This window comes from Hyphomicrobium sp. MC8b (assembly GCF_905067615.1).
Lineage (GTDB): Bacteria > Pseudomonadota > Alphaproteobacteria > Rhizobiales > Hyphomicrobiaceae > Hyphomicrobium_B.
Genome location: NZ_LR898465.1, coordinates 3,959,768 through 3,982,125, shown reverse-complemented (window position 1 = coordinate 3,982,125; position 22,358 = coordinate 3,959,768). Strand labels below are relative to the sequence as shown.

The window sequence follows — 22,358 nt, the reverse complement described above, 5'->3', positions numbered from 1 at the left end:
GGATTTCCGCCGGTACGTCGAACGAATCAGACCCGGTTTGTCTCGATGCCGGGTTCGGTGGCGCAAAAGCCTTTCGGCAGTCAGCGCGCGGCCGTCGGGCGGCTATTGCATTTCATATGGGGCGCTGTTCCAGTCATATGGGGCACTGTTCCAGCGATCGCCAAGGCCACCTTGGCGACGAAACGCATCATTCCGACGCGCGTCGTAGCCGCAGGGCCAGGATCGCAGCGACCGCGCCTTAGCGCCGGCAGGGTATTCCGGTGAAGATGCACACCGTTCCTTTGGGACCGGTCATGCATCGTTCTTCGGTATCCTGCGCCCGCCCCCAGTTGGCATAATCGGGACCGAGTGTCGTCATGGCCCGGACCTTTGCGCGCCAGTTGGCACGCGTCTTGGCCTTTGCCGACCATTCGAAGCGCGATTCCTCGCCTCGCGCCACGACCGGAGCCGAGGCGCACGTGTCGGCATGTGCACCGTTCGGGAATTCAGGAACCAGGATCGTCGCAAGAATGATGACCGAGACGGTCCCGAGAATGTTCTTCATTGTCTCATGCGTGTGGCGGCATCTGCTTTTGGAACAGAATACAACGACGCTTTCCCTCGTCTTGGCAAGTCTTCGCACCAACTTCGTCAGTAATGGAAAAGCACGTTGAGAGTGCCGTAAGCGGAAGGATCGTCGGGCGTCCAGCCGTCGATCCACCACGCCCCGCCGCTCGCCAGGGACACCTCGCCGCCCGTCCATTCGTAACGTGCGAAAAGACCCGCGCGGCCGTTCCACGCCCCATCGCCCGTTTCGATATTTTTATCGTAGCGAAGCTCCGGCCCGATTGAGAGCGCAGGCGTCACGCGCCAACCTGCACGCCACCGTGACGCCGTCTCGTTTCGCGCCGTCGAATAGCTGACGTCGAGCGACGTCCACGATGTGTCGGTAAGGTTGAGCCAGAACTCCAGCGCGCCTTTGACGCCGAACTCGGTGCCGTCGCTATCGTGCGCCGGATCGAAAGCGTTGAGATGATTTTCCGATGACATCGAGAAGCCGCCAAAGGCTTTCGCCGTCAAACGGCCGAGCTGGAGATAATATCCCAGCAGCGCCTCGGCGTAGGAATGCGAGACCTCGTAGTGTTGCCGGGTTCGGTCCTTTTCCGAGCAGATATCGTTCAGCCATGCCACGCCGCAGTTCGTATGCGGACCCATGGAATCGTAGCTATAGCGCCCGTACCCGCCTCCGAAGCGCAACCGCCAGCCGTCGCTGTAGATGTTTGGGCTGAAGGGCGCGATCGTCATGCCCGAATAGAATAGCCACTGGTCGCGGGCGGCATCGACGCCGCCATACATTTCGCGCCAGCCGTATGCGGGAACGTCGGGCTGGGCTTGAAGGTCTCCTGCCGAAGCCGCCATGGACGCAGAAATCATGATGAGCGTCGCGATTGCCGCAGCAATCACGCCGGTAACGCCGATGCCCCCCTGACGCCACGCCCCACGCATTCGAACGCCAACTTGAATAAACTCGTATTAGGCAATTTGAACATAAGGGCGCTCGGCGTGAGCTTTCGTCAAGAAGAACAAAGAAGAATTTGTTTAACGTTTGGGGTTGTGAAATGTCTAGCATGCAACCGGAGCAGGCAAGGAAGTTTGTCCGCCCCGCTCTGCTCAATTCTACTTTTTGACCTACCCCAATGCCCGCAGAAAGGGGGAGACGTTAGAAAGCTTTTACAACGTGCACGGATCTGTGAAATGCAGTCGGTGTCCTACCATGGTACTGACTAAAAAATGGGCGCAAGTCGTCATTGCGAGCGCCAAAAAATATTGTGAGCTCCCAACGGAGCCGAGCAATTGAGTGTCTGGGAGGACGCGTCAATGACAGGTGATACGCAAGTATCCGTAAAAACGACTTCTCTATACTATCCATTTTTCCAGAATATGTTTGAGCTTGTGGACGTAATGTCTTTCGCCTGGCAGCCGATACTTAAGGCTATCGGCCGGACCCATCTCGAATTCGCAAGCTCGCAGTCCCGGCAATCCCGTGCAGTCGTGCATTGGGTGCATCAGATGACACGCCCAGCGACGCCTGCCGACTTTTTTCACGCGAACATGCAGCTCTGGGCAGCGGTGATGCAGGAGTGTTTGGAGTCTGCGCCGCGCGTGGCGGCAGTCGTCGAAACGGCTGCCGAATCGGTTGCTCCGAAAGTGCTTGAGCTGCCGCATAAGCAGACGCGCGATACGCTGATCCTGTTGGACCGCGACCCAGCTGGCGAGAGCGTGCGTAAAGTCGCCTAAGCAGGGCGGCTCCAGGAGGTCGCCCCAGGCATCGGCTCTACTTCAGTTCCTTGAGCGCGTCCCCAAAGCCCTTGAGGGAAATCGGGATGCCGATGCCCGCTTCCTCGGTCTGGAAGATGATGAAGATTGCCGTCTTGCCGGTCTTGAGCTGCTCGATAAGCGGATCCTCGACCACAACTTGCGCATAGCAGGCGAAGCTGTGACAGCGCAGGAACGGTGCATGGCCGACATCCTTATTGTCGATCTTGAGGCCAAGCCCTGGCGGGAGCAGCACGCCGAGCGGCGCAAACACGCGAAGCACCCGCGTGCCGTTCGAGAACTTCTGAAAATAGACCGTGAGCCCGATATTGTTCTTGTCCTCGGCTGTGACGCTCTGGACCAGGGCGCAGACGGGGTTCTTGGCGCCCGGCGGCGGGTCTTTGCATACAACTTGCCAGTCGCCGTACTGAGCCTTGACGGTTCCTTCAGGCGCATCGACTGCGAACGCCGCCTTCGACGTCGCCAGCATTGTCGCGGCTTGTGCGAATGCGAACAGCATGGCCGCGCCGCACAGATGCGCTACGAAAGTCCAGTTTTTGGCGGCAAACATTTTGCCCAGACGCCCGCAAAATGGGCCTCGGTCGATAGAACCCTCGGTTTCTGGCAACAAGCGGTTGTCCTCGATTTCGCGGGCGACGCCCAATGCGTGTAAAGCGACGGCAGGAGACGCGCTTCGTCGACCAGGAATTCGGCCGAATTCTGTCGCGGCGGGATAGCGACGTCTGATCGCCCAAGGTCACTGATTCGCTGATCCCTCGCATACTTTCGCGAATAAATGACGCAGAAAAGTTCACTTGAGGCACGCGAATGGATTGTGCTCTTTATCAACCCGCTTTAACAAATCGATGAGGCATACGGTCCGAGTTTGTTCGGAGCGTTCCCGGTTGCGAAGCCGGGCAATAATCAAACGGGGATTGGCCGCTGGCCTGCCGCGTCAAGTCAATGGGAGGCTGTCGCGTTCTGAGGGATCCGGCGCGACAAACTGGGAGCGAAGGAATGTCGAAGAGGATGTTTGGCGCGGTTGCCGTTATGGTGGCCGCGTGTTTGGCGGTTGCTCTCGGCGCTGTGACGCCGGCGTTGGCCGGTCTGGGCCAGCCAACGGATGGCGAGCTTGGACTGCAGCTTTCTGCATCCCCTATCATGGATGAGATTTCGAGCCTCTTCGACGTCGTCAACATCATCATCACAGTCGTCGTGCTCTTCGTTCTTGCGCTGATGGTCTACGTGATGTTTCGCTTCAACGAAAAGAAGAACCCGAATCCCTCCCGCACGACACACCACACGCTTCTGGAAGTCGCCTGGACAATCGTCCCGATTCTGATCCTGGTCTTCATTTCGATTCCGTCGTTCCACCTCCTCTTCAACCAATACACGTTCCCCAAGGCCGACGTGACCATCAAGGCCACCGGCAACGCCTGGTTCTGGGAACATGAGTATATGGACGACAAGGTGACCGTGACATCCAACATGGTCAGCGACGAGGAAGTGCTGCGCAATAAGATCGGCGACGACGCCTTCGATAAGAAGTACGGCTCGCTCGACGGTGCCGCCCTGCACGAGGCGCTCTACAAAGATTCGCTGCCGCTCTGGGGCGAGGAAAAGAAGATCCGCCGTCTTTCGGTCGACCAAGAAATCGCCGTTCCGGTCAATAAGAACGTCGTCGTTCTCGTCACCTCCAATGACGTCATTCACTCTTGGACGATCCCGTCCTTCGGTGTGAAGCAGCAGGCCGTTCCGGGCCGCACGGCGGCCGTTTGGTTCAAGGCAACGAAAATCGGCACATACTTCGGTCAGTGCTCGGTGCTGTGCGGTAAGCTGCACTCGGCTATGCCGATCGAAGTTCGTGTCGTCGAACAGCCGGTCTATGACGCCTGGATGGCGGCCCTGAAAGCCAAGGACAGCAAGAAGGCTCAGCAGATCCTCGACGCGGATACCGCAAGCCAGCCTGTCATCCAGCAATCCGTGGCTCAGGCGCAGTAACGGCAAAGCGGCAGCTGCCCGGCGCAGCAAACGTTCAACCCAATAAAAAGATCACACAAACTACCGGGACAAGGGCTCAACGAAATGGGAAGCACGGCACACGTAGCGGGCAGTGATCACGATCACGCCCCGCCATTCTTCAGGCGCTGGTTCTTATCGACCAACCATAAGGACATCGGCACTCTCTATCTGTTGTTCGCAATCTTCGCGGGCTGCATCGGTGCGTTCCTTTCGGTAATGATGCGACTGGAGCTTCAAGAGCCGGGCCTTCAGTATTTCTCGAACGAAGGCGTCTACAACGTCTTCGTTACGGCCCACGGCCTCATCATGGTGTTCTTCATGGTCATGCCCGCCATGATTGGCGGCTTCGGCAACTGGTTCGTGCCGCTGATGATCGGCGCGCCGGACATGGCGTTCCCGCGCATGAACAACATCTCGTTTTGGCTGCTCCCGATTGCGTTCACGCTGTTGCTGATCTCGCTGTTCGTTCCGGGTACGGGCGATGCCAACGGCGTCGGCACGGGCTGGATCGTCGTCGCGCCGCTGTCGAGCAAGATCGGCCATCCGGGACCGGCGGTCGACTTCGCCATTCTCTCGCTTCACCTTGCTGGCGCGTCCTCGATTCTCGGTGCCATCAACTTCATCACGACGATTTTCAACATGCGCGCTCCGGGCATGACGCTGCACAAGATGCCGCTCTTTGCCTGGTCGGTGCTGGTCACCGCCTTCCTGCTGCTGCTCTCGCTGCCGGTTCTCGCCGGTGCGATCACCATGCTGCTGACGGATCGTAACTTCGGTACGACCTTCTATGATCCGGCCGGCGGCGGCGACCCGCTGCTCTACGCGCACTTGTTCTGGTTCTTCGGTCACCCTGAAGTCTACATTCTCATCCTGCCGGGCTTCGGCATGATCAGTCACATCGTGTCGACCTTCTCGCGCAAGCCGATCTTCGGCTATCTCGGTATGGCCTACGCGATGGTCGCTATCGGCCTTGTCGGCTTCGTCGTGTGGGCGCACCACATGTATACGGCGGGCCTGAGCGTCGATACGCAGGCCTACTTCATGTTCGCGACGATGGTCATCGCTGTCCCAACGGGCATCAAGATCTTCTCCTGGATCGCAACGATGTGGGGTGGCTCGATCCAGTTCCGCACGCCGATGATCTGGGCGCTCGGCTTCATCTTCCTCTTCACGATCGGTGGCGTGACGGGCGTGATGTGCTCCAACGCCGGTATCGACCGTTCGCTGCACAACACCTATTACGTTGTCGCGCACTTCCATTACGTGCTGTCGCTCGGCGCCGTGTTCTCGATCTTTGCGGGCTGGTACTACTGGTTCCCGAAGATGTCGGGCTACATGTACAGCGAATTCCTTGGAAAGCTGCACTTCTGGCTGACGTTCATCGGTGCGAACGTCCTGTTCTTCCCGCAGCACTTCCTCGGCCTTGCCGGCATGCCGCGCCACTACGCCGACTATCCGGAAGCCTTCACCTATTGGAACCGAGTCTCGTCGATCGGGTCGTACATTACGACGGCTGGCCTGCTCGTCTTCCTGTTCGGCATGTTCTATGCCTACTTCATCAAGAAGGAAAAGGCGGCCGCCAATCCGTGGGGCGTCGGCGCAACGACGCTCGAATGGACCCTGTCGTCTCCGCCGGCATTCCATTCGTATGAGACGCTGCCGCGCATCGCTGCGACAGACCATCATTAAGGAAACACGACGCGCTGCGGGCTGGCCTAGCCGGTCCGCAGCCACCTACAAATAAAAACAAATAACTTCCAGGACGGCGCTTCGGCTTATGAGCATTCAAAGTGAAATCAGCGACGGCGAACTGATACTTGAGCCAAGTGTCGGCGATTTCATTCAGCTGATGAAGCCGCGCGTGATGGCGCTGGTCGTCTTCACTGCGCTCGCCGCGATGCTGGCCGCTCCCGGCCCGATCAACCCGATTCTCGGCGTCATCGCGATTATCACCATCGCTATCGGCGCTGGCGCATCGGGCGCTCTCAACATGTGGTACGACGCAGACATCGACGCCCGGATGGCGCGTACCGCGGCCCGGCCACTGCCGCGCGGCCGCGTCACCGCCGACGAAGCCCTGAGCTTCGGTGGCGTGCTCGCCGTCTGCTCCGTTCTGACGCTCGGCGTTCTCGTCAACTGGACGGCCGGAGCGCTGCTCGCAATCACCATCGCCTTCTACCTCTTCGTCTACACGATGTGGCTGAAGCGCCGGACGCCCTACAACATCGTCATCGGCGGCGCCGCTGGAGCCTTCCCACCCATGATCGGCTGGGCGGCCGTGACGGGCGGCATCAGCTTTGACAGCCTCTTGCTGTTCCTCATCATCTTCATGTGGACGCCGCCCCACTTCTGGGCGCTCTCGCTCTATCGATGCCGTGATTATGAGCGCGTCGGCGTGCCGATGCTGCCGGTCGTGGCCGGTCTGAAAGAGACGCGCCGCCAGATCCTCTTTTATTCCGTGCTGCTCGTGCCGTTGGCCGTCGTGCCGTATTTCGTCGGCCTCGGCGGCATCGCGTACCTCGTCAGCGCTTCCGTGCTTGGCGCGGTGTTCCTGGCGCTTGCCGTGCGCGTCTATTCCACGACCGAAGGGCGCGAGGCTGACACCGCCGCGCGGCAGCTCTTCTGGTTCTCGATCCTTTATCTCTACGTGCTGTTTGCCGTGCTTCTTGGTGAAGCCGTCTTCAGCCGCATTTTTGCGTGAGGCGGCGTGACGGAAGAACCTAAAGCTCCCGAACCGAAAGCCGCTGAGCGTCTGGACTCGCGCAGCGAGAAGATCCGTCGCCGCCGGTCGATCGCCATCGGGCTTGCGCTCGGCTTTATGGTCCTGGCGTTTTACATCGCCACGTTCGTTCGCCTCGGCGGCAACGTGATCAACGGCATCGGCTGATGGAAAAGGATCGCGCTGTGGAGATCGACAAGGACAAGCCGGCGAAATCCTCTCGCAACAACCGGCGAGCCGTCATGATTTGCCTCGGCGCCCTCGGCGTCATGGGTTCGATCACCGCCATGTCGCCGACGCTTTACACGATGTTCTGCAAGGCGACCGGCTATAACGGCACGACGCAGCGCGTGAAGGCGAATACGAACAAGGTGCTCGATCGCACCATAACCGTGCGCTTCGACTCCAGCACCGCTCCGGGCCTGCCGTGGAAGTTCGAGCCGGAGATTAGCAAGATGGACGTCAAGATCGGCGAAACCGGTCTCGCGTTCTTCCGCGCCACCAACAATTCGGACAAGCCGGTCACGGGTCAGGCCATCTACAACGTGACGCCGGAGATCTTCGGCTTGTACTTCAACAAGATCCAATGCTTCTGCTTCACCCAGCAAACGCTCCAGCCGCATCAGACGGTCGAGATGCCGGTCACGTTCTTCATCGATCCGAAGATCGTCGAGGATCGGGATGCGGCAGTGCAGTCGGAAGTCACGCTTTCCTACGTCTTCTATCCTGTCGATCATCCGGCTGCGACCGCCGATGCTTCGCCGGCTCAGAAGAACGGGGGCTGAGGTCAGCAAGAAGAAGGTTGAGAAAACGAACTGAAAGCTCGGCAGACAGAGACGAACACTGCGGTGCCGCGCATAGGTTCAAGCAAGAACGGGCATAAGCCTGAAGGGGACGGAGACGGAAATGGCGGACACGCACGCGAAGCACCATGACTACCATCTTGTAAATCCGAGCCCCTGGCCGCTCGCCTCGTCGGTGTCGGCGCTCATCATGGCCCTCGGCGCCATCGTCTGGATGCGCACGCATGTCGACGGTCTTGGCGTCCTCGGCATGAAGGGGCCCTGGCTCTTCGCCATCGGCATGACCGCGGTGGTCGCCTCGGCGTGGGCCTGGTGGATCGACGTCATCCGCGAAGCCAACCAGGGTTATCAGACGCCCGTCGTCCAGCTTCACCTCCGTTACGGCATGATCCTGTTCATTGCCTCGGAAGTGATGTTCTTCGTCGCTTGGTTCTGGGCTTACTTCGATTTCGCTTTCTTCCCGGCCGGCGTACACGACCTGATGAACAATGCCGCCTCCGTCGTCGGCACCACCACGCGCGACCAAGTCTTCGGCGGTAAGTGGCCGCCGGTGCCGGTCGCGGCTACCGACGCTACGATCCCCGGTTACTTCAAGCACACGTTCAACCCGTGGGGGCTGCCGCTCGTCAACACGCTCATCCTGCTGACGTCGGGCTGCACGGTCACGTGGGCGCACCACGCGCTTTTGAAGAACGACCGTCGCGGCCTCGTGATCGGCCTCGTGCTGACCGTCATCCTCGGCATGACGTTCACGGCCTGCCAGGCGCTGGAATACAGCCATGCGGGCTTCAGCTTCCCGGGCCATTCCTATGGCGCGACGTTCTTCATGGCGACCGGCTTCCACGGTGCGCACGTGATCATCGGCACGATCTTCCTGCTCGTGTGCCTCATCCGCGCGCTGCGGGGCGCTTTCACGCCGCAACAGCACTTCGGCTTCGAGGCGGCTGCTTGGTACTGGCACTTCGTTGACGTCGTCTGGCTGTTCCTGTTTGCCTGCATCTACGTTTGGGGCGCCGGTCCGATCGTTCCGGGCGCCGAATAAACGGCCGGTGGCGTCGAGAAATGAGATCCAAAGGCAGAAGGCGGCTAATGTGCCGCCTTTTGTCGTTTGAAGCGCGGCGCTCTTCGCAGTTGAATGTCGCACCAGATACGCAGCGTCGCGACAAACGCGACGACGCAGAAATCGAGATGGTCGTGCAGAGCCACACTCAATCCGTTTCGCCCTTGGGCACGGCCCTCACCTGCCGTTGTCCCCGCTGTGGCAACGGCAAGCTTTTCGTGAATGTCCTGAACATGCGCGACAAGTGCGATGCCTGCGGCCTCGACTACAAGTTCGTCGATACGGGTGACGGGCCTGCCGTTTTCGCAATCTTCATCCTCGGCTTTCTCTGCATCGGCGGCGCCCTCATCGCCGAGTTCAAGTTTGGCGTGCCCTGGTGGGTCCATGTCCTCCTATGGGGAATTCTGACGCCGCTGCTCGGCGTTTTGCTGCTTCGTTTCCTCAAGGCGCTGTTGATCGCCTTGCAGTTCAAGAACAAGGCCGAAGAAGGCCGTCTCTCCGAGGAGGGATGAGCATGTTTGCGCGCTGGCGCGCCGCCGGCCTCATCGTCCCGGGACTTTTGACGCTTGCCCTGCTGCCGGTCCTCATCGGGCTGGGCAACTGGCAATGGCACCGAAAGGCCTGGAAAGAGGCGCTGATCTCACGCATCGAGACGCGCCGGACGGCGGAGCCCATCTCCTATCCAGCCGTCCTCGCCGAATACGTGAAAACGGGTGACGTCGAATACATGCACATGCGCGTCACTGGCCGCTTCGATTACAGCCGCGAGCGCCACCTCTATCACCCGACCGATCAGTCGCAGGGCTGGGACGTCTACACGCTGCTTATTCCTGACGGCGGACTGCCGCCGCTCTTCGTGAATCGCGGCTGGGTGCCCGAGATGCTGAAGGATCCCTCGAAGCGCGCCGAGGGCCAAGTGGCCGGACCCATGACCGTCACCGGCCTCGTTCGTCTGGCGCAACCGAAACCCTGGTTTGCGCCCGACAACGACTATGCCGGCAACCGCTGGTATTGGCCGGACCTGGAGGGCATGCAGTGGGGGCCGGAAGGCCCCCCGACCGCGCTCCAGTTCAACGCCGAGAAGCGTCAGGCCTACGCTCCGTTTTCCCTGGATGCCGACGCCGCGCCCCCCAATCCGGGCGGATGGCCGCGAGGTGGCACGACCGAGATCAATCTGCCCAACAATCATCTCCAGTACGTCGTAACGTGGTACGGGCTGGCGCTGACGCTTATCGCCGTGTTTGCGGTCTTTGCTCGACAGCGACTTGCGGCTGTGGAAGATGATGGACTGCAATCTAAGAAAGAGTAAGTCGCGGTGCAGCCGGACAGCGGGCGAATAAGTTGTTCGACCGAGGCTGTCGAATTAGGCTTGCCGGCCGGGCGACGTTCGTCCGATCCACCGCAGAATGAGAGATAATTTGAACTACATTTCAACGCGCGGCGAAGTCGAAAAACTGGGATTTGAGGATGTCGTCCTCGCGGGACTCGCTCGCGATGGCGGCCTTTACGTGCCGGAAATCTGGCCGGTCCTTTCTTCGGAAACGATAAAGTCTTTCGCCGGAAAATCCTTCGCCGAAATCGCGGTCGAGGTCATTCATCCGTTCACCGGCGATGAGATCTCCCGCGACGACCTCTTTCGCATGGCGAGCGAGGCTTACGCCACATTCGCGAGCGATGAAGTCACGCCGCTGCATGCCGTGAAGCCCGGCTTGACGATCCTCGAACTGTTTCACGGCCCGACGCTCGCCTTCAAGGACGTCGCGATGCAGTTGCTCGCGCGCCTGATGGATCACGTGCTGGCGAAGCGCAGCCGCCGCGCGACGATCGTCGGCGCGACGTCCGGCGATACCGGCGGCGCCGCGATTGAAGCCTTCAGAAGCTCGAAGCGCGTTGACGTCGTCATCCTGTTTCCCGAAGGTCGTGTCTCCGACGTCCAGCGCCGGATGATGACGACGCCGTCAGAGACAAACGTCCACGCGCTCGCCATCCGCGGCACGTTCGACGACTGCCAGGCGCTCGTCAAAGCGATGTTCAACGATCACGCCTTCCGCGATCGCGTCGAGCTGTCGGGCGTCAACTCGATAAATTGGGCACGCATCGTCGCGCAGGTGACGTATTACTTTTATGCCGCTTCGCGCCTTGGCGGCAGTTCGAACGGCGCGCTGTCGTTCGCGGTGCCGACCGGAAACTTCGGCGATATCTTTGCTGGCTACGTCGCCAAGCGCATGGGCCTGCCAATAGAAAAGCTCATCATTGCCTCGAACGAAAACGATATCCTGCCGCGCGCCGTCGCTACGGGCGTCTATGCCATGCGCGACGTCATCGCGACGTCCTCGCCGTCGATGGACATTCAGATTTCCTCGAATTTCGAACGCTATCTGTTCGAAGCCTCAGGTCGCGATGCCGACTTGGTCCGCAGCCTGATGACCTCTTTGGCCGCCAAAGGCTCTTTCGAGCTGGGGCGCGTCGCCCCAATTTTGCAGGCTGATTTCGCCGCCGTCTCCGCGACTGAGCAGGACGTGGCCGATTGCATCCGCGAGACGGAAACGCGCTACGGCTATCTGCTCGATCCCCATACCGCCTGCGCCTTCGTTGCCGCCGAACGCACGAGCGCGGGCGACACAGTCGTTCTCTCGACGGCGCACCCCGCCAAATTTCCCGACGCCATCGAACGGATCACCGGCAAGCGGCCGCCGCTGCCGCCCGGCTTTGAGCATTTGATGACCGACGAAGAACATTTCGAAGTCTTGCCGAACAGCCTCGCGGCGGTCGAAGAGTTCGTTCTGAACCACAGCCGCGCTGCGCCGGGGGTATCGCGATGACGATTGCAATCTCGACGCTGCCGAACGGACTGCGCGTCGTTACGCAACATATGCCCGGCCTTGAGACAGTGTCGCTCGGCGTCTGGGTCGCCGTCGGCGCGCGGCATGAGCGTGAAGATCAGCATGGCCTCGCTCACTTCCTGGAGCATATGGCCTTCAAGGGCACGAAGACGCGCTCTGCCCGTCAGATCGCGGACGAAATCGAAGGCATCGGCGGCGACCTCAATGCCTCGACCGGCCTTGATACGACCGCCTATTTCGCCCGCGTCCTGAAGGGCGACGACAAGATCGCGCTCGATGTCATCGCCGACATTCTGCTCAATTCGAAATTTGCCGACGAGGACATCGACCGCGAGCGCGTCGTCATCCAGCAGGAGATCGCCGCCTCCGATGACAACCCCGACGACATGGCCTTCGACCTGATGCAGGGCGTTGCCTTTCCGGGCCAATCGATCGGCCGTCCCATCCTCGGCACCAAGGCAAGTGTCGGCAGCTTTCAGGCCACCGATTTCAAATCCTACCTCGATGAGCACTATCTGCCTGAGGCGATTGTCGTTTCGGCCGCGGGGGCTGTACACCACGAAACCATCGTTCGCCACGTTGAGGCCCTATTCGGGGGGCTCACTTCCCGGCAACAGGGAACTGAATCGCTTGCGCTCTACAGGGGCGGCTTCGCTGCGTCGAGCAAGCCGTTCGAGCAAAGCCACGTTTTGATCGGATTGCCGTCCCCATCGTATTTGGAGCCGGGGTTCTACACCGCGCAGGTGTTTTCGGGGTTGTTCGGCGGCGGAATGTCGTCGCGTTTGTTTCAGGAAATCAGGGAGGATCGAGGCTTGTGCTACTCGATCGACTCCTCGGTTTGGGGACTTAGGGACACTGGAATGCTGTCTGTGCATGCCGCGACTTCCCCGGAGATGGTTGGCGAACTCGCCGACGTCGTCGCAGCGCAGCTTGCGGAAATTGCCGACACCGGCCCGACGGAAGCCGAATTGCAGCGCTCGAAAGCGCAGCTCAAGGCGGGTCTGCTGATGGCGCTTGAAAGTTCGGCGGTCAACGCCGAGCAGATGGCGCGTCAGCTTCTGACCCAAGGGCGCCTCATCCCGGTTACCGAGCTGATCGAGCACGTCGACGCTGTTGACCACGCTCGGATCAAGGCTTTTGCCCAAACGTTGACCGAGGAAGCGCCGTCTGTCGCCGTCATCGGGTCTGGCCGGAAATCGTCGGGACAAGCTTCGCGCATTGCGGCGCAGTTCACATCGCGCCATGTTCCGGCTGCGGTTGGCAAGGTCGCGAGGTGACAGGGCGTGGCATTCCTTCGTTCGATACGTCCCGATGAAGATTTCGAGGTCGTCCACGGCCGCGCCCTGACGTTGCGTCAGCCGGCGCCTGCCGACTATACGGCCTGGGCCGAACTCCGGTCCGCCAGCCGGGCGCACCTGACGCCGTGGGAGCCGACGTGGTCGCCGGACGATCTGTCCCGCGCCATGTATCGGCGCCGCCTTCGCGCTTACGCCAAGGACATCCACAACGACGTCTCCTATCCCTACTTCATCTTCGAGAACACGACGGGCACGCTGCTCGGCGGCGTCACGCTTTCCAACGTCCGCCGCGGGTCGGCGCAGACGGCATCGCTCGGCTATTGGATGGGCGCGCCGTTCGCCGGTCGCGGCCACATGCGGGAAGCTGTCGCTATGCTGCTGCCGATGGCCTTCAACGCCTTGCGGCTCCACCGCATCGAGGCGGCGACGATGTTGAAAAACTTTGCTTCGATGCGCGTCCTTGAATCCGTCGGTTTTCAGCGCGAAGGGTTGGCGCGCGGATACCTGAAGATTAATGGCCGATGGGAAGACCATCTGCTTTACGCGCGTCTGGCTGAGGGGCCATCGTCAGGCACTTCGGAACTGGGGGGGTAATGGCAGTCTGGGGGGTTGACGGAGGGAAACGGGCACGGTCCTGGCTGGCGTTGCTGGGCCTCGTTGTCACGTGCCTCGTTACGCTCGTCGGACGAGCCGAAGCGCTAACCCCCATTCCCGTCGAAGGCGACCAGGACCGGATCGAGATCACGACCCTCGGAGAAGCCTACGAAGGCCGCGGCGACAGCCTGCAGGTCGAGACGGCCGCCGGTCCCGACGGCGTTTCCGGCCGCATGACCGTTCGCGCCTCCGTTCCGGGCACCAGTCCGAACTGGGTCGTCTTCGCGTTGACGAACAAGACCGACAAATCCCTTGAACGCCTGTTGACAGCCGACCGCTACAACGTTGTGGGCTCCGGCGCCGTCTGGCCCGACCTCGACGCCCGCCGCATCGAGAGCGTTACGCCGTCGGTCGGTTTCGTGCCCGAACGCATCAAGAGTGATAAGGCGGACGTTTTCCGCATCACGCTCGAACCGGGGCAGACGATCACCTACGTCGCTGAGCTTGCGGGTGATCGCTACGCCCGCATGTATCTCTGGCAGCCGATCGACTACGAAATCAAAACCCGCGACCGCCAGCTATTTAATGGTGCGATGCTCGGCCTGACGGGCCTGCTCGCGATCTTCCTGACGTCGATCTTCGCCGCCAACCATAAGCTGATCTTTCCCGCCGCGGCCTTGGTCGCGTGGACGGTCCTCAACTATCTGTGTGTCGATTTCGGCTTCTTCCATAAGCTCTTCAATTTGAGACCGGAAGACAACGCCGTCTATCGAGCCGCTGGCGAAGCGGCGATGGCGGCGAGCTTCGTGATGTTCTTCTCGACGTTCCTGCGCTTGGGGCTCTGGCACGGCATCGTGCGCATGATGATCGGCGTCTGGATCGTCGCGCAGCTGACGTTGATCGCCGTCGCCGTCATCGATCCGCGGCTGGCGGCGACGTTTGCCCGATTATCGTTCCTAGCCATCGGTAGTATTGGCGCGCTCTTTACGCTCTTCCTGGCTTTCAAGGGACAGGATCGCGCCCTGTCGCTCGTGCCGACCTGGGTTCTGTTCCTGGTCTGGATTTTCGCGACTGGCATGACGCTTACCGGCCGCATGTCCGGCGACGTGGTCGTCTCCAGTCTCGTCGCCGGCCTCGTACTGGTCGTCATTCTGATGGGCTTTACGGTCACGCAATTTGCGTTCCGCTCGTCGGATGCCATTTACACCGGCGCTCCCACCGAGCTGCAGGGTCGGTCGCTGGCGCTGGCTGCATCCGGATCGACCATCTGGGAATGGAATATCCGCCGCGACGAGATCAAGGTCGGGCCGGAGGTTGAGATCGCCTTGTCTCTCATGCCGGGCGAATTGACGTCGAAAGTCGACGATTTCCTCAAACACGTCCATCCGACCGATAAAGAGCGTTTCCGCGTCACGTTGATGTCGGCACAGGAACGCTCCGGCATTCGCATCAAGAGCGATTTCCGTCTTCGCCACGCCGACAACAGTTGGCGCTGGTTCGAGCTTGAAGCCGCCAGCGTTCCCAATGCCGACGGCCGTACCCTGCGCTGCGTCGGCCTGATCCGCGATGTCTCCGACAGCAAGCGCGCGCACGAACGCTTATTGCACGACGCGGTGCATTGCAGCCTGACAGGCCTGCCCAACCGCGAACTGTTCATCGACCGGCTGAAGTCAGTCATCGTACGCGCCAAGACTGACAACACCGTCAAACCGTCGGTGATCTTCATCGACCTCGACAAGTTCAAGAGCGTGAACGCTTCGTTCGGCCTCGTTCGCGGCGACAGCTTACTGCTGACGGTCGCGCGCCGCCTGCAACGCCATCTTGGGCCGCAGGATACGGTTGCTCGCGTTGGCGGCGATCAGTTCGCATTGCTCTTCATCGGTGAGCGGGAAGCGCGCAATCTGCCAGCGCTCGCTGAACGCATTCGCCGCTCCTTGCGCGCCCCGATACCACTTGCGAACCAGGAAGTGATCTTGACGGGATCGATGGGTGTCGCGCTGTGGGATGGAACGCAAGGCGCCGACGGCGATCTCCTGAAGGATGCCGAACTGGCAATGTATCGCGCCAAGCGCGGCGGCCCGGACCGTATCGAGGTCTTCGAGCCGTCGATGCGCCGCGACCGCGATTCTGACGCTCAGATCGAAGCCGATCTGGCGCGGGCCATCGAGAAGAACCATCTCAAGGTTCTCTATCAGCCCATCGTTTATCTGCCGACCAAAGAGCTGGCCGGCTTCGAAGCCCAGTTGCGCTGGGAGCATCCCAACCTCGGTCTCGTCAACCCGATGGCGCAGTTGGCTGATGCTGGCGACAGCGAGATCCTGATCAAGCTTTGCTCGCACCTGCTCCTGCGCGCCTCGCGCGACGTTGCACGCTGGGTGCTTGAGCTGCCACGCTCGGAGCGGCCGATCTTCGTTTCGGTGAATGTCTCCGGCCGTCAGTTCTTCCGTCCGGAGTCGGTTCAGGAAGTCCGCCATGTGCTCGGCCGCAATATTGCGCCTGCCGGCACCATGCGGCTCGAAATCTCCGAGAGCCTGCTCATGGACAACCCAGAGCAGGCGGTCGAAGTTTTGAAGATGCTCAGCGGCTCGGGCGTCGAGCTGACGCTCGATGACTTTGGCAACGGCTTCTCATCGCTCGCCTATCTGCATCGTTTCCCCTTCGATACGATCAAGATCAACAGCACGCTAGTCCGCGGCAGCGGCACTGGAGACGGTGCCGCGATCATGAGGTCGATGGTGGCGCTCGCGCACGAGCTCTCGATGACCATCGCGGCAGAAGGCATCGAACGGGCCGACGAGGCCGCATTCCTGCGCTCGATCGGTTGCGAATACGCACAGGGCTATCACTTCGGCGAGCCGATCCCGGAGCGCGCCGTCTCGCAGCTCTTGAAAATGGTCCGGCGTTCGGAGCGCAAGCTGCAGCCGCGCGGGTTCTTCCGGCCAAAGGCGAAAACGCCCGGCAAAGAGGTGACGAAGAAGTCTGGAAAGCTCATTACGGCATCGGCCAAAGCGCCGCCGCAAGATCCCAAGACAGCCAGTCCCGCCGCCGTCCAGCCGACGGCCGGCTCGCCTGCGACGAAACCGGCGGCTTTGCCGTCCGGATCGGTCGTCCGGCAGCGTCAGAAACCGGCCGCTCCCGCTGCCGCCAAGCCGAATGGCGTCAACGGCATCGCCCCGGCGACCGTCGCTGCTCTCAACGGTGCTTTGAACGGTTCGGCAAAGCCCGCCGATACGCCTTCGCGCAATCCCGACCCGGCTACGGCTCCGCCGACGCTCTCGGCGTTGGCTCCGGTTCCTCCCAACCCCTTGAGCAATCGCAACGGCAACCACGGCGCCGGTCCGATCACGCAGTCGCCCCAGACGCGAACGGCAGCGCCGAGACTGGCCGACGCCGGTCCGTCGGGTCCTGGCGGGCCGCTGGCGCCGTCGCCACAAACCATGCCGCCGCCTTCGATGTCGCCCCAGACGTCGAACCGGCAAGCCCCCCATATGCCCGCGCCACCACACGCCAATGGCGTACCGACGACGGTCTCGCCGCCATCCCGGCAGGCGCCGGATCGCACGCAGCAGGACGAGCGCAGCAAGAATATCGTTTCGCCGCTCGCCGAGGCGCTTGCGCGCGCGAGCGCGTCTCCGGCGCCGCCGCCTCCCGGTGCACCTTCCGCCCCGTCTCAAGCGGCATCACCAACGCCGTCGCCGCGAACCGGAACGCCTATCCCTGCGTCGCTGCGCAGCGATACGCCGACCATCATCCCGCCCACCGCGCCACCGCCGCTTCCGGGCAATGGCAACGGCTCGGGATTTCCCTCTCAGTCGTCGACGCAGCCTGATTTCTCAACGCTGCCGCCGTCGATCGCTCAGAGCCTCGCCCGTCTCGCCGGCGCCCCACTGCCGGGCAACGGCAACACCACCGGCGGTCCGGCCTCGAGTGACAGCGCGTCTAGAGAGCCGAAGAAACCGTCAAAGGTCGGCTCCGCCGGCGTTTAGGCGCCCTGTAGCCTCATGAGAGAAGAGAGACCGCGGCCGACGCCGCTCCCTCCAGCGCGCCCTTAAGCGTGTCCGGCGTCGCTGACGAGATGTGAAAGATCAATCCCGATCTTGGCCAACGCCCGCGAGTATTTGCTCTCCAGGTCATCATCGAAAATGATGTCGGGATCGGCCGGGCAGTGCAGCCAGCCGTTCGCCTGCAGCTCCGTTTCGAGCTGCCCTGGCGACCAGCCCGCATAGCCGAGTGCCAGCAACGCCCGCTCCGGCCCGCGTCCCTGCGCGATGGCCTTCAGAATGTCGATGGTTGCCGTCAGGCAGACCCCCTGTTCGATCGCAAGCGTCGAATCTTCGGAGAAATAGTCGGAGCTGTGCAGCACGAACCCGCGCCCCGTCTCGACTGGTCCGCCGACCTGAATCGGCAGCGACAGCACCTCGCTCGTAATTTCGTCGTCAGGATCACGCGGAGAAATACCGAGCCGTTCGAGAAGATCGGGCGCTGTAATATGGTTGGCGCGTTGATTGATGATCAGCCCCATCGCGCCTTCGGCAGAATGCGCGCACATGTAAATGACCGAGCGCTGGAAGCGCTTGTCCGTCATCGACGGCATAGCGATGAGGAGCTGGCCTTCGAGCTTGATCTCTGAGCCGTCATCTGGGCTCAACTGTCGGCTGACCTTCATATTGTCCAGACTAACCTCATACAACGGCGGCGTGAAGATCTTTAAAGTCCGGCAAACCAGCATCTGGATCTGTAACGAGAGGCGATCCCGCCGCATATAAGGGCTCGTAGGGGTCGAACGAGAGCCCGGTCCGGGCCGACATGACAATGAATTTAAGCATTGGAAGGCGAGCGAGCGTGATCAGACTGGCTTTGGCATTCTTTCTACTGAGCGGCACGGCGGCATGGAGCGATGCCGGACCAGTTGCCTCCGACTGGTTTCGCGGCATGGACAATCAGGCGCGCCTGATTGCCGGACACGCCTCCCGCGATGGCAAGACGGCGCTCTATGCCGGCGTCGACGTTTCAATGCCCGGGGGCTGGAAAACCTATTGGCGCACACCGGGCGATGCGGGCGGCGTGCCACCCGATTTCGATTGGACAGGTTCCGATAATCTCGCCTCGGCGATGGTCCTTTATCCGGCACCGCACCGCATTCACGACAAGGCCGGCGACGTCGTCGGGTACAAGAACGCCGTGTTGTTCCCAGTTCTAGTGACGCCGAAAGACCCGAGCAAGCCCGTCACGCTCCAAGGCAAGGTTCAGTACGGCATCTGCAAGGACATTTGCATTCCCGCCGAAGCCGAGCTGCAACTCACCATTCCGCCGGACGTCGGTACCTCCGCAGAGCTGACGGCAAGTCTTGCGCGTGTGCCCGACAAAGCGGCGCGATCGGGCATCGACCCGACCCTGGCGTCCTGGCATCTGAATGACAGCGCGGGCAAGCCGAAGCTTATTCTCGATATCGCCAGCTCCGAGCCCAAGACTGCCGATGCCTTCGTCGAAGGGCCGGGAGGAATTTACGTTCCGTTGCCGAAACGCTCGGCCGATCAATCCGGCAAGGCGGTATTCGAGGTCGATCTGACCGACGGCGTCAACATCAAGGACCTCAAAGGCAAGCCGCTGACGGTCACGATGATCGACGCCAAAGGCCAGTCCGAGACGACGATTGTCCTTGAGAAGTAAGGCTTCCGGTCTACATAGAGGACCGGCCGACGAGGCCTGAAACGCAGAGGACATGCCCATGACGCTCAAGGTCGGTGATCGCCTGCCGGACGGAAAATTCACGGTGATGGGGCCAGACGGTCCACAGCCCAAAACAGTCGGCGAAATCTTCGCTGGCAAGAAAGTCGCGATGTTCGCGGTGCCGGGCGCTTATACGCCAACGTGCAGCAAGAGCCACATGCCGGGCTTTGTCGATCGAGTCGACGAGTTACACGCTAAGGGCATCGACACGATCGCCTGCACCGCCGTGAACGACGTGTTCGTCCTGACGAACTGGGCGAAGGACATGGGCGCGACCGGCAAGATCGAAATGCTTGCCGACGGTTCCGGCGATTTCGCTAAAGCCATCGGCCTCGAAATCGATCTCTCGAACTTTGGCCTGGGTCTGCGCTCGAAGCGTTACGCGATGCTGGTCGATGACGGTGTCGTCAAAGTCCTGAACGTCGAGGACTCGCCGCCCATCGCTGACAAATCGAGCGCCGCAACGCTCTGCTCGATGATCGACCGCTCAATCTAAATCGTCGGCGGGGAGCTTCGCAGCTCCCCGGCGTTTGAACGGCGCCATTGCGAGGCGCGCCAATTCGTCGGCGCGCTCGTTTTCCGGATGCCCCGCGTGTCCCTTCAGCCAATGCCATGTGACGTGATGCTTGGCGCGCAGCGCGTCCAGTTCCTGCCACAGCTCGGCATTCTTGACGGGCTTCTTGTCGGCCGTCTTCCAGCCGTTCTTCTTCCAGCCGTGAATCCACGCCGTGATGCCCTGGCGCACGTAGTTGCTGTCGGTCCAGAGATCGACATCGCTTTTTCGCTTGAGGGCTTCGAGCGCCGAGATCGCGCCCTTCAACTCCATGCGATTGTTCGTCGTCAGCTTTTCGCCGCCGTTGATCTCTTTGCGGTGTGCGCCGGAAATGAGAATGGCGCCCCAGCCCCCGGGGCCGGGATTACCCGAGCAGGCGCCGTCGCTGTAGATTTGAACTTTCGGTCGTTGTTCGTCTGTCATGAAATCAATTGTGGTGCGTAGTCCGCGATGCTTCCGACCGATTGGTGGAATTTGAGCCGCCGGACATAGTCCGCGGGATCCTTGCGCGCAACGAGCGCGTCTTTCGGCGTGTTGAGCCAATCATAGCTGCGCGTCAGCAGAAAGCGCATCGCCGCGCCGCGCGCTAAGATCGGCATTGCGTCTCGCTCGCGATCGGTAAGCGGCCGAACGCTGTCATAGCCTTTCAGCAGTGCTGCGCCTTTTGCCGGTTCGAATGCGGATGCCGCGTCGAAGCACCAGGCGTTGAGGCAGACCGCGATGTCGTAAGCCAGCGCATCATCGCACGCGAAATAGAAATCGATGATCCCGGAAAGTTTGTCGTCGAGGAAGAAAACGTTGTCGGGAAAGAGATCGGCATGAATGACGCCATGCGGCAGATCCGTCGGCCATTTCTCTTCAAGGAACCGCAGCTCGGTCGCGATCAGCGCTCCAAGGCCCGGACAGATCTCTTCCGTCCGCTCCGCAAATTTGTCGTAAAGAGGCCGCCAGCCCGCAAGCCCCAGAGCGTTGGCGCGGTGCAAGGGAAAGTCCTCGCCCGCCAAGTGCATGCGCGCCAGTGCTTTGCCGAGCTCGAGACAATGCTCAACCCTCGGCCGTTTCGGCCACACGCCCTTAAGAAACGTGATGAGCACCGCATTGCGTCCGGCAAGCTCGTTGAGAACGTTGCCGTTCCGATCTCGAACCGGCAGCGGACACGTGACGCCGCGCGCGCACAGATGTTCCATCAGGCCGAGGAAGAACGGCAGATCGGCGACGTCGACGCGCTTTTCATAGAGCGTCAGAACGAACGTGCCGCCGGTCGTGTGCACCAGATAATTGGTGTTCTCGACGCCTTCCGCGATGCCCTTGAACGAAAGCAGCTTCCCGAGATCATACCCGGCGATAAAGCGCGCAAGCTCGTCGTCGCTGACTTCCGTATAGACCGCCATGTTCCTGTGCGCCGAATGGGAGCTAGTGCTGTTCGGCCGGAGCGCGAGCGACCCGGACCTCACGCGGCACATTGAAGACCACGCGCTCCTCGAGTGTCGTGACGATATCGATCGTCACATCATAGCGGTCGCGGAACGCTTCGACCACTTCTTCGACGATGACTTCCGGCGCCGATGCGCCTGCCGTGATTCCCACGGTCTCTGCGCCTTCGAGTTTGTCCCACGGAATGTCGGCCGCCCGCTCGACAAGGAACGAGAAGCGGCAACCGGCCCGCGACGCAACTTCGACAAGACGCAGCGAGTTCGAGCTTTTCGGGCCGCCGACCACTAGCAGTCCGTCGATCTGCGGAGCGAGCGCTTTAACAGCGTTCTGACGATTGGTCGTCGCGTAGCAGATGTCTTCCTTCACCGGGCCGCCGATGCCGGGAAAACGCTCCTTCAGCACGGCGACGATTTCAGCGGTGTCGTCGAGCGACAGCGTCGTTTGTGTGACATAGGCCAGATTGGATGCATCTTTCGGTGTGAACGCCTGTGCGTCGTCGACCGATTCGATGAGCGTAATCGCGCCTTGCGGCAGTTGCCCCAGCGTGCCGACCACTTCCGGGTGGCCAGCGTGTCCGACGAGAATGATTTCGCGGCCTTGCTCGTGGTGGCGGGCCGTTTCCATGTGAACTTTCGAAACCAGCGGACACGTCGCGTCGACGACAAACATGTTACGGCTGCGTGCCGCAGCAGGTATGGCCTTGCTCACACCGTGTGCTGAAAAGATCACGGGCTGTTCGGTATCTGGAATCTCATCCAGCTCTTTCACAAAAACGGCGCCTTTCGCCCGCAGGGAATCAACAACATAACGGTTGTGTACGATCTCATGACGGACGTAGACGGGGGCGCCAAATTTGGTCAAAGCCTGTTCTACAATTTGAATTGCGCGATCAACGCCGGCACAGAAGCCGCGCGGCGCAGCGAGAAGGATCTTGAGGGGCGGCTTTTTCACGGTCGCATTACTTTGGTTAAGGCCGGACATGGAAGAAAGACGTCCTCTATATTCGT

General features: G+C 61.1%; 22 protein-coding genes. 15 read left to right on the top strand and 7 right to left on the bottom strand.

Annotated features, from left to right (window positions below; genetic code table 11):
- Positions 1 to 238: 238 nt before the first annotated feature.
- Positions 239 to 544, bottom strand: a complete 306-nt coding sequence (locus ACLB1Z_RS19055; RefSeq protein WP_409561243.1) for a hypothetical protein — start codon at positions 542 to 544, stop codon at positions 239 to 241.
- A gap of 86 nt (positions 545 to 630) precedes the next feature.
- Complete coding sequence (bcsS, locus tag ACLB1Z_RS19050; RefSeq protein ID WP_409561242.1) at positions 631 to 1,485, bottom strand: cellulose biosynthesis protein BcsS; 855 nt, start codon at positions 1,483 to 1,485, stop codon at positions 631 to 633.
- 564 nt (positions 1,486 to 2,049) lie between these two features.
- On the opposite strand from bcsS, the gene ACLB1Z_RS19045 reads away from it, so the two are divergent.
- Positions 2,050 to 2,277, top strand: a complete 228-nt coding sequence (locus tag ACLB1Z_RS19045) for a hypothetical protein (RefSeq protein WP_409561241.1) — start codon at positions 2,050 to 2,052, stop codon at positions 2,275 to 2,277.
- Positions 2,278 to 2,314: 37 nt separating this feature from the next.
- Here ACLB1Z_RS19045 and ACLB1Z_RS19040 read toward each other — a convergent pair whose 3' ends face one another.
- Complete coding sequence (locus ACLB1Z_RS19040; protein ID WP_013949786.1) at positions 2,315 to 2,866, bottom strand: invasion associated locus B family protein; 552 nt, start codon at positions 2,864 to 2,866, stop codon at positions 2,315 to 2,317.
- 446 nt (positions 2,867 to 3,312) lie between these two features.
- On the opposite strand from ACLB1Z_RS19040, the gene coxB reads away from it, so the two are divergent.
- The 12 genes from coxB to ACLB1Z_RS18980 all read left to right on the top strand — a co-directional run bounded on the left by coxB (position 3,313) and on the right by ACLB1Z_RS18980 (position 17,620).
- A complete protein-coding gene (gene coxB / locus ACLB1Z_RS19035) occupies positions 3,313 to 4,296 on the top strand; it encodes a cytochrome c oxidase subunit II (RefSeq protein WP_409561240.1) in 984 nt (327 codons plus the stop codon).
- A gap of 84 nt (positions 4,297 to 4,380) precedes the next feature.
- Entirely contained in the window at positions 4,381 to 6,006 is a 1,626-nt protein-coding gene (ctaD, locus tag ACLB1Z_RS19030) for a cytochrome c oxidase subunit I (protein WP_013949784.1), read from the top strand.
- Between the two features lie 88 nt (positions 6,007 to 6,094).
- Entirely contained in the window at positions 6,095 to 7,018 is a 924-nt protein-coding gene (locus tag ACLB1Z_RS19025) for a heme o synthase (RefSeq protein ID WP_409561239.1), read from the top strand.
- A 6-nt stretch (positions 7,019 to 7,024) separates the two neighbouring features.
- On the top strand, positions 7,025 to 7,204 hold the full coding sequence (locus ACLB1Z_RS19020; RefSeq protein ID WP_409561238.1) for a protein CoxF: 180 nt from the start codon (positions 7,025 to 7,027) through the stop codon (positions 7,202 to 7,204).
- Complete coding sequence (locus ACLB1Z_RS19015) at positions 7,204 to 7,821, top strand: cytochrome c oxidase assembly protein (protein WP_013949781.1); 618 nt, start codon at positions 7,204 to 7,206, stop codon at positions 7,819 to 7,821. Before ACLB1Z_RS19020 ends, ACLB1Z_RS19015 begins: the two co-directional genes overlap by 1 nt.
- A gap of 121 nt (positions 7,822 to 7,942) precedes the next feature.
- Positions 7,943 to 8,881 (top strand): cytochrome c oxidase subunit 3, encoded by a 939-nt coding sequence (locus ACLB1Z_RS19010; RefSeq protein ID WP_409561237.1) that lies wholly within the window; start codon positions 7,943 to 7,945, stop codon positions 8,879 to 8,881.
- Positions 8,882 to 8,928: 47 nt separating this feature from the next.
- Positions 8,929 to 9,411 carry a DUF983 domain-containing protein gene (locus tag ACLB1Z_RS19005; RefSeq protein ID WP_409561236.1) on the top strand — a complete coding sequence of 161 codons (483 nt, stop codon included), beginning with the start codon at positions 8,929 to 8,931 and terminating at the stop codon, positions 9,409 to 9,411.
- A gap of 2 nt (positions 9,412 to 9,413) precedes the next feature.
- Positions 9,414 to 10,208, top strand: coding sequence for an SURF1 family protein (locus tag ACLB1Z_RS19000; RefSeq protein ID WP_409561235.1), 795 nt, complete (start codon positions 9,414 to 9,416; stop codon positions 10,206 to 10,208).
- A 97-nt stretch (positions 10,209 to 10,305) separates the two neighbouring features.
- The gene (thrC, locus tag ACLB1Z_RS18995; protein WP_409561234.1) at positions 10,306 to 11,721 is read left to right on the top strand and encodes a threonine synthase; all 1,416 of its coding nucleotides are present in this window, start codon (positions 10,306 to 10,308) and stop codon (positions 11,719 to 11,721) included.
- The gene (locus tag ACLB1Z_RS18990) at positions 11,718 to 13,019 is read left to right on the top strand and encodes a M16 family metallopeptidase (protein WP_013949776.1); all 1,302 of its coding nucleotides are present in this window, start codon (positions 11,718 to 11,720) and stop codon (positions 13,017 to 13,019) included. Before thrC ends, ACLB1Z_RS18990 begins: the two co-directional genes overlap by 4 nt.
- 6 nt (positions 13,020 to 13,025) lie before the next feature.
- On the top strand, positions 13,026 to 13,634 hold the full coding sequence (locus tag ACLB1Z_RS18985; protein WP_013949775.1) for a GNAT family N-acetyltransferase: 609 nt from the start codon (positions 13,026 to 13,028) through the stop codon (positions 13,632 to 13,634).
- Entirely contained in the window at positions 13,634 to 17,620 is a 3,987-nt protein-coding gene (locus ACLB1Z_RS18980) for an EAL domain-containing protein (protein WP_409561233.1), read from the top strand. The genes ACLB1Z_RS18985 and ACLB1Z_RS18980 overlap by 1 nt, the downstream gene beginning before the upstream one ends.
- A 62-nt stretch (positions 17,621 to 17,682) precedes the next feature.
- On the opposite strand, the gene ACLB1Z_RS18975 is transcribed toward ACLB1Z_RS18980, so the two are convergent.
- Positions 17,683 to 18,300: a YqgE/AlgH family protein gene (locus ACLB1Z_RS18975; protein WP_024276502.1), complete on the bottom strand. Its 618-nt coding sequence runs from the start codon at positions 18,298 to 18,300 to the stop codon at positions 17,683 to 17,685.
- A gap of 176 nt (positions 18,301 to 18,476) precedes the next feature.
- Between ACLB1Z_RS18975 and ACLB1Z_RS18970 the strand changes: the two genes are divergently transcribed.
- Both ACLB1Z_RS18970 and ACLB1Z_RS18965 read left to right on the top strand, forming a co-directional pair.
- Positions 18,477 to 19,304: a protein-disulfide reductase DsbD domain-containing protein gene (locus ACLB1Z_RS18970; RefSeq protein ID WP_409561232.1), complete on the top strand. Its 828-nt coding sequence runs from the start codon at positions 18,477 to 18,479 to the stop codon at positions 19,302 to 19,304.
- Positions 19,305 to 19,362: 58 nt separating this feature from the next.
- Positions 19,363 to 19,860, top strand: coding sequence for a peroxiredoxin (locus ACLB1Z_RS18965; protein WP_013949771.1), 498 nt, complete (start codon positions 19,363 to 19,365; stop codon positions 19,858 to 19,860).
- Here the strand turns inward: ACLB1Z_RS18965 and rnhA are convergent.
- Genes rnhA through ispH form a run of 3 tightly spaced genes read right to left on the bottom strand, consistent with a single transcriptional unit; the run spans position 19,852 to position 22,332 of the window.
- The gene (gene rnhA, locus ACLB1Z_RS18960; RefSeq protein WP_409561231.1) at positions 19,852 to 20,340 is read right to left on the bottom strand and encodes a ribonuclease HI; all 489 of its coding nucleotides are present in this window, start codon (positions 20,338 to 20,340) and stop codon (positions 19,852 to 19,854) included. The two genes, ACLB1Z_RS18965 and rnhA, sit on opposite strands and share 9 nt — an antisense overlap.
- Complete coding sequence (locus ACLB1Z_RS18955) at positions 20,337 to 21,308, bottom strand: homoserine kinase (RefSeq protein ID WP_409561230.1); 972 nt, start codon at positions 21,306 to 21,308, stop codon at positions 20,337 to 20,339. Before ACLB1Z_RS18955 ends, rnhA begins: the two co-directional genes overlap by 4 nt.
- Before the next feature lie 22 nt (positions 21,309 to 21,330).
- Positions 21,331 to 22,332: a 4-hydroxy-3-methylbut-2-enyl diphosphate reductase gene (gene ispH / locus ACLB1Z_RS18950; RefSeq protein ID WP_409561229.1), complete on the bottom strand. Its 1,002-nt coding sequence runs from the start codon at positions 22,330 to 22,332 to the stop codon at positions 21,331 to 21,333.
- Between the last annotated feature and the right edge of the window lie 26 nt (positions 22,333 to 22,358).

Excerpts from the sequence above, each read along its gene's own strand:
- ACLB1Z_RS18965 (WP_013949771.1), top strand. The coding sequence starts at position 19,363 with ATGACGCTCAAGGTCGGTGATCGCCTGCCGGACGGAAAATTCACGGTG.
- ispH (WP_409561229.1), bottom strand. The coding sequence starts at position 22,332 with ATGTCCGGCCTTAACCAAAGTAATGCGACCGTGAAAAAGCCGCCCCTC.
- thrC (WP_409561234.1), top strand. The coding sequence starts at position 10,306 with ATGAGAGATAATTTGAACTACATTTCAACGCGCGGCGAAGTCGAAAAA.
- ACLB1Z_RS19000 (WP_409561235.1), top strand. The coding sequence starts at position 9,414 with ATGTTTGCGCGCTGGCGCGCCGCCGGCCTCATCGTCCCGGGACTTTTG.
- bcsS (WP_409561242.1), bottom strand. The coding sequence starts at position 1,485 with ATGCGTGGGGCGTGGCGTCAGGGGGGCATCGGCGTTACCGGCGTGATT.
- ACLB1Z_RS19055 (WP_409561243.1), bottom strand. The coding sequence starts at position 544 with ATGAAGAACATTCTCGGGACCGTCTCGGTCATCATTCTTGCGACGATC.
- ctaD (WP_013949784.1), top strand. The coding sequence starts at position 4,381 with ATGGGAAGCACGGCACACGTAGCGGGCAGTGATCACGATCACGCCCCG.
- rnhA (WP_409561231.1), bottom strand. The coding sequence starts at position 20,340 with ATGACAGACGAACAACGACCGAAAGTTCAAATCTACAGCGACGGCGCC.
- ACLB1Z_RS18975 (WP_024276502.1), bottom strand. The coding sequence starts at position 18,300 with ATGAAGGTCAGCCGACAGTTGAGCCCAGATGACGGCTCAGAGATCAAG.
- ACLB1Z_RS19040 (WP_013949786.1), bottom strand. The coding sequence starts at position 2,866 with ATGTTTGCCGCCAAAAACTGGACTTTCGTAGCGCATCTGTGCGGCGCG.
- ACLB1Z_RS19025 (WP_409561239.1), top strand. The coding sequence starts at position 6,095 with ATGAGCATTCAAAGTGAAATCAGCGACGGCGAACTGATACTTGAGCCA.
- ACLB1Z_RS19015 (WP_013949781.1), top strand. The coding sequence starts at position 7,204 with ATGGAAAAGGATCGCGCTGTGGAGATCGACAAGGACAAGCCGGCGAAA.
- ACLB1Z_RS19045 (WP_409561241.1), top strand. The coding sequence starts at position 2,050 with ATGACACGCCCAGCGACGCCTGCCGACTTTTTTCACGCGAACATGCAG.
- ACLB1Z_RS18955 (WP_409561230.1), bottom strand. The coding sequence starts at position 21,308 with ATGGCGGTCTATACGGAAGTCAGCGACGACGAGCTTGCGCGCTTTATC.
- ACLB1Z_RS18990 (WP_013949776.1), top strand. The coding sequence starts at position 11,718 with ATGACGATTGCAATCTCGACGCTGCCGAACGGACTGCGCGTCGTTACG.
- ACLB1Z_RS18980 (WP_409561233.1), top strand. The coding sequence starts at position 13,634 with ATGGCAGTCTGGGGGGTTGACGGAGGGAAACGGGCACGGTCCTGGCTG.
- ACLB1Z_RS19005 (WP_409561236.1), top strand. The coding sequence starts at position 8,929 with ATGTGCCGCCTTTTGTCGTTTGAAGCGCGGCGCTCTTCGCAGTTGAAT.
- coxB (WP_409561240.1), top strand. The coding sequence starts at position 3,313 with ATGTCGAAGAGGATGTTTGGCGCGGTTGCCGTTATGGTGGCCGCGTGT.
- ACLB1Z_RS19010 (WP_409561237.1), top strand. The coding sequence starts at position 7,943 with ATGGCGGACACGCACGCGAAGCACCATGACTACCATCTTGTAAATCCG.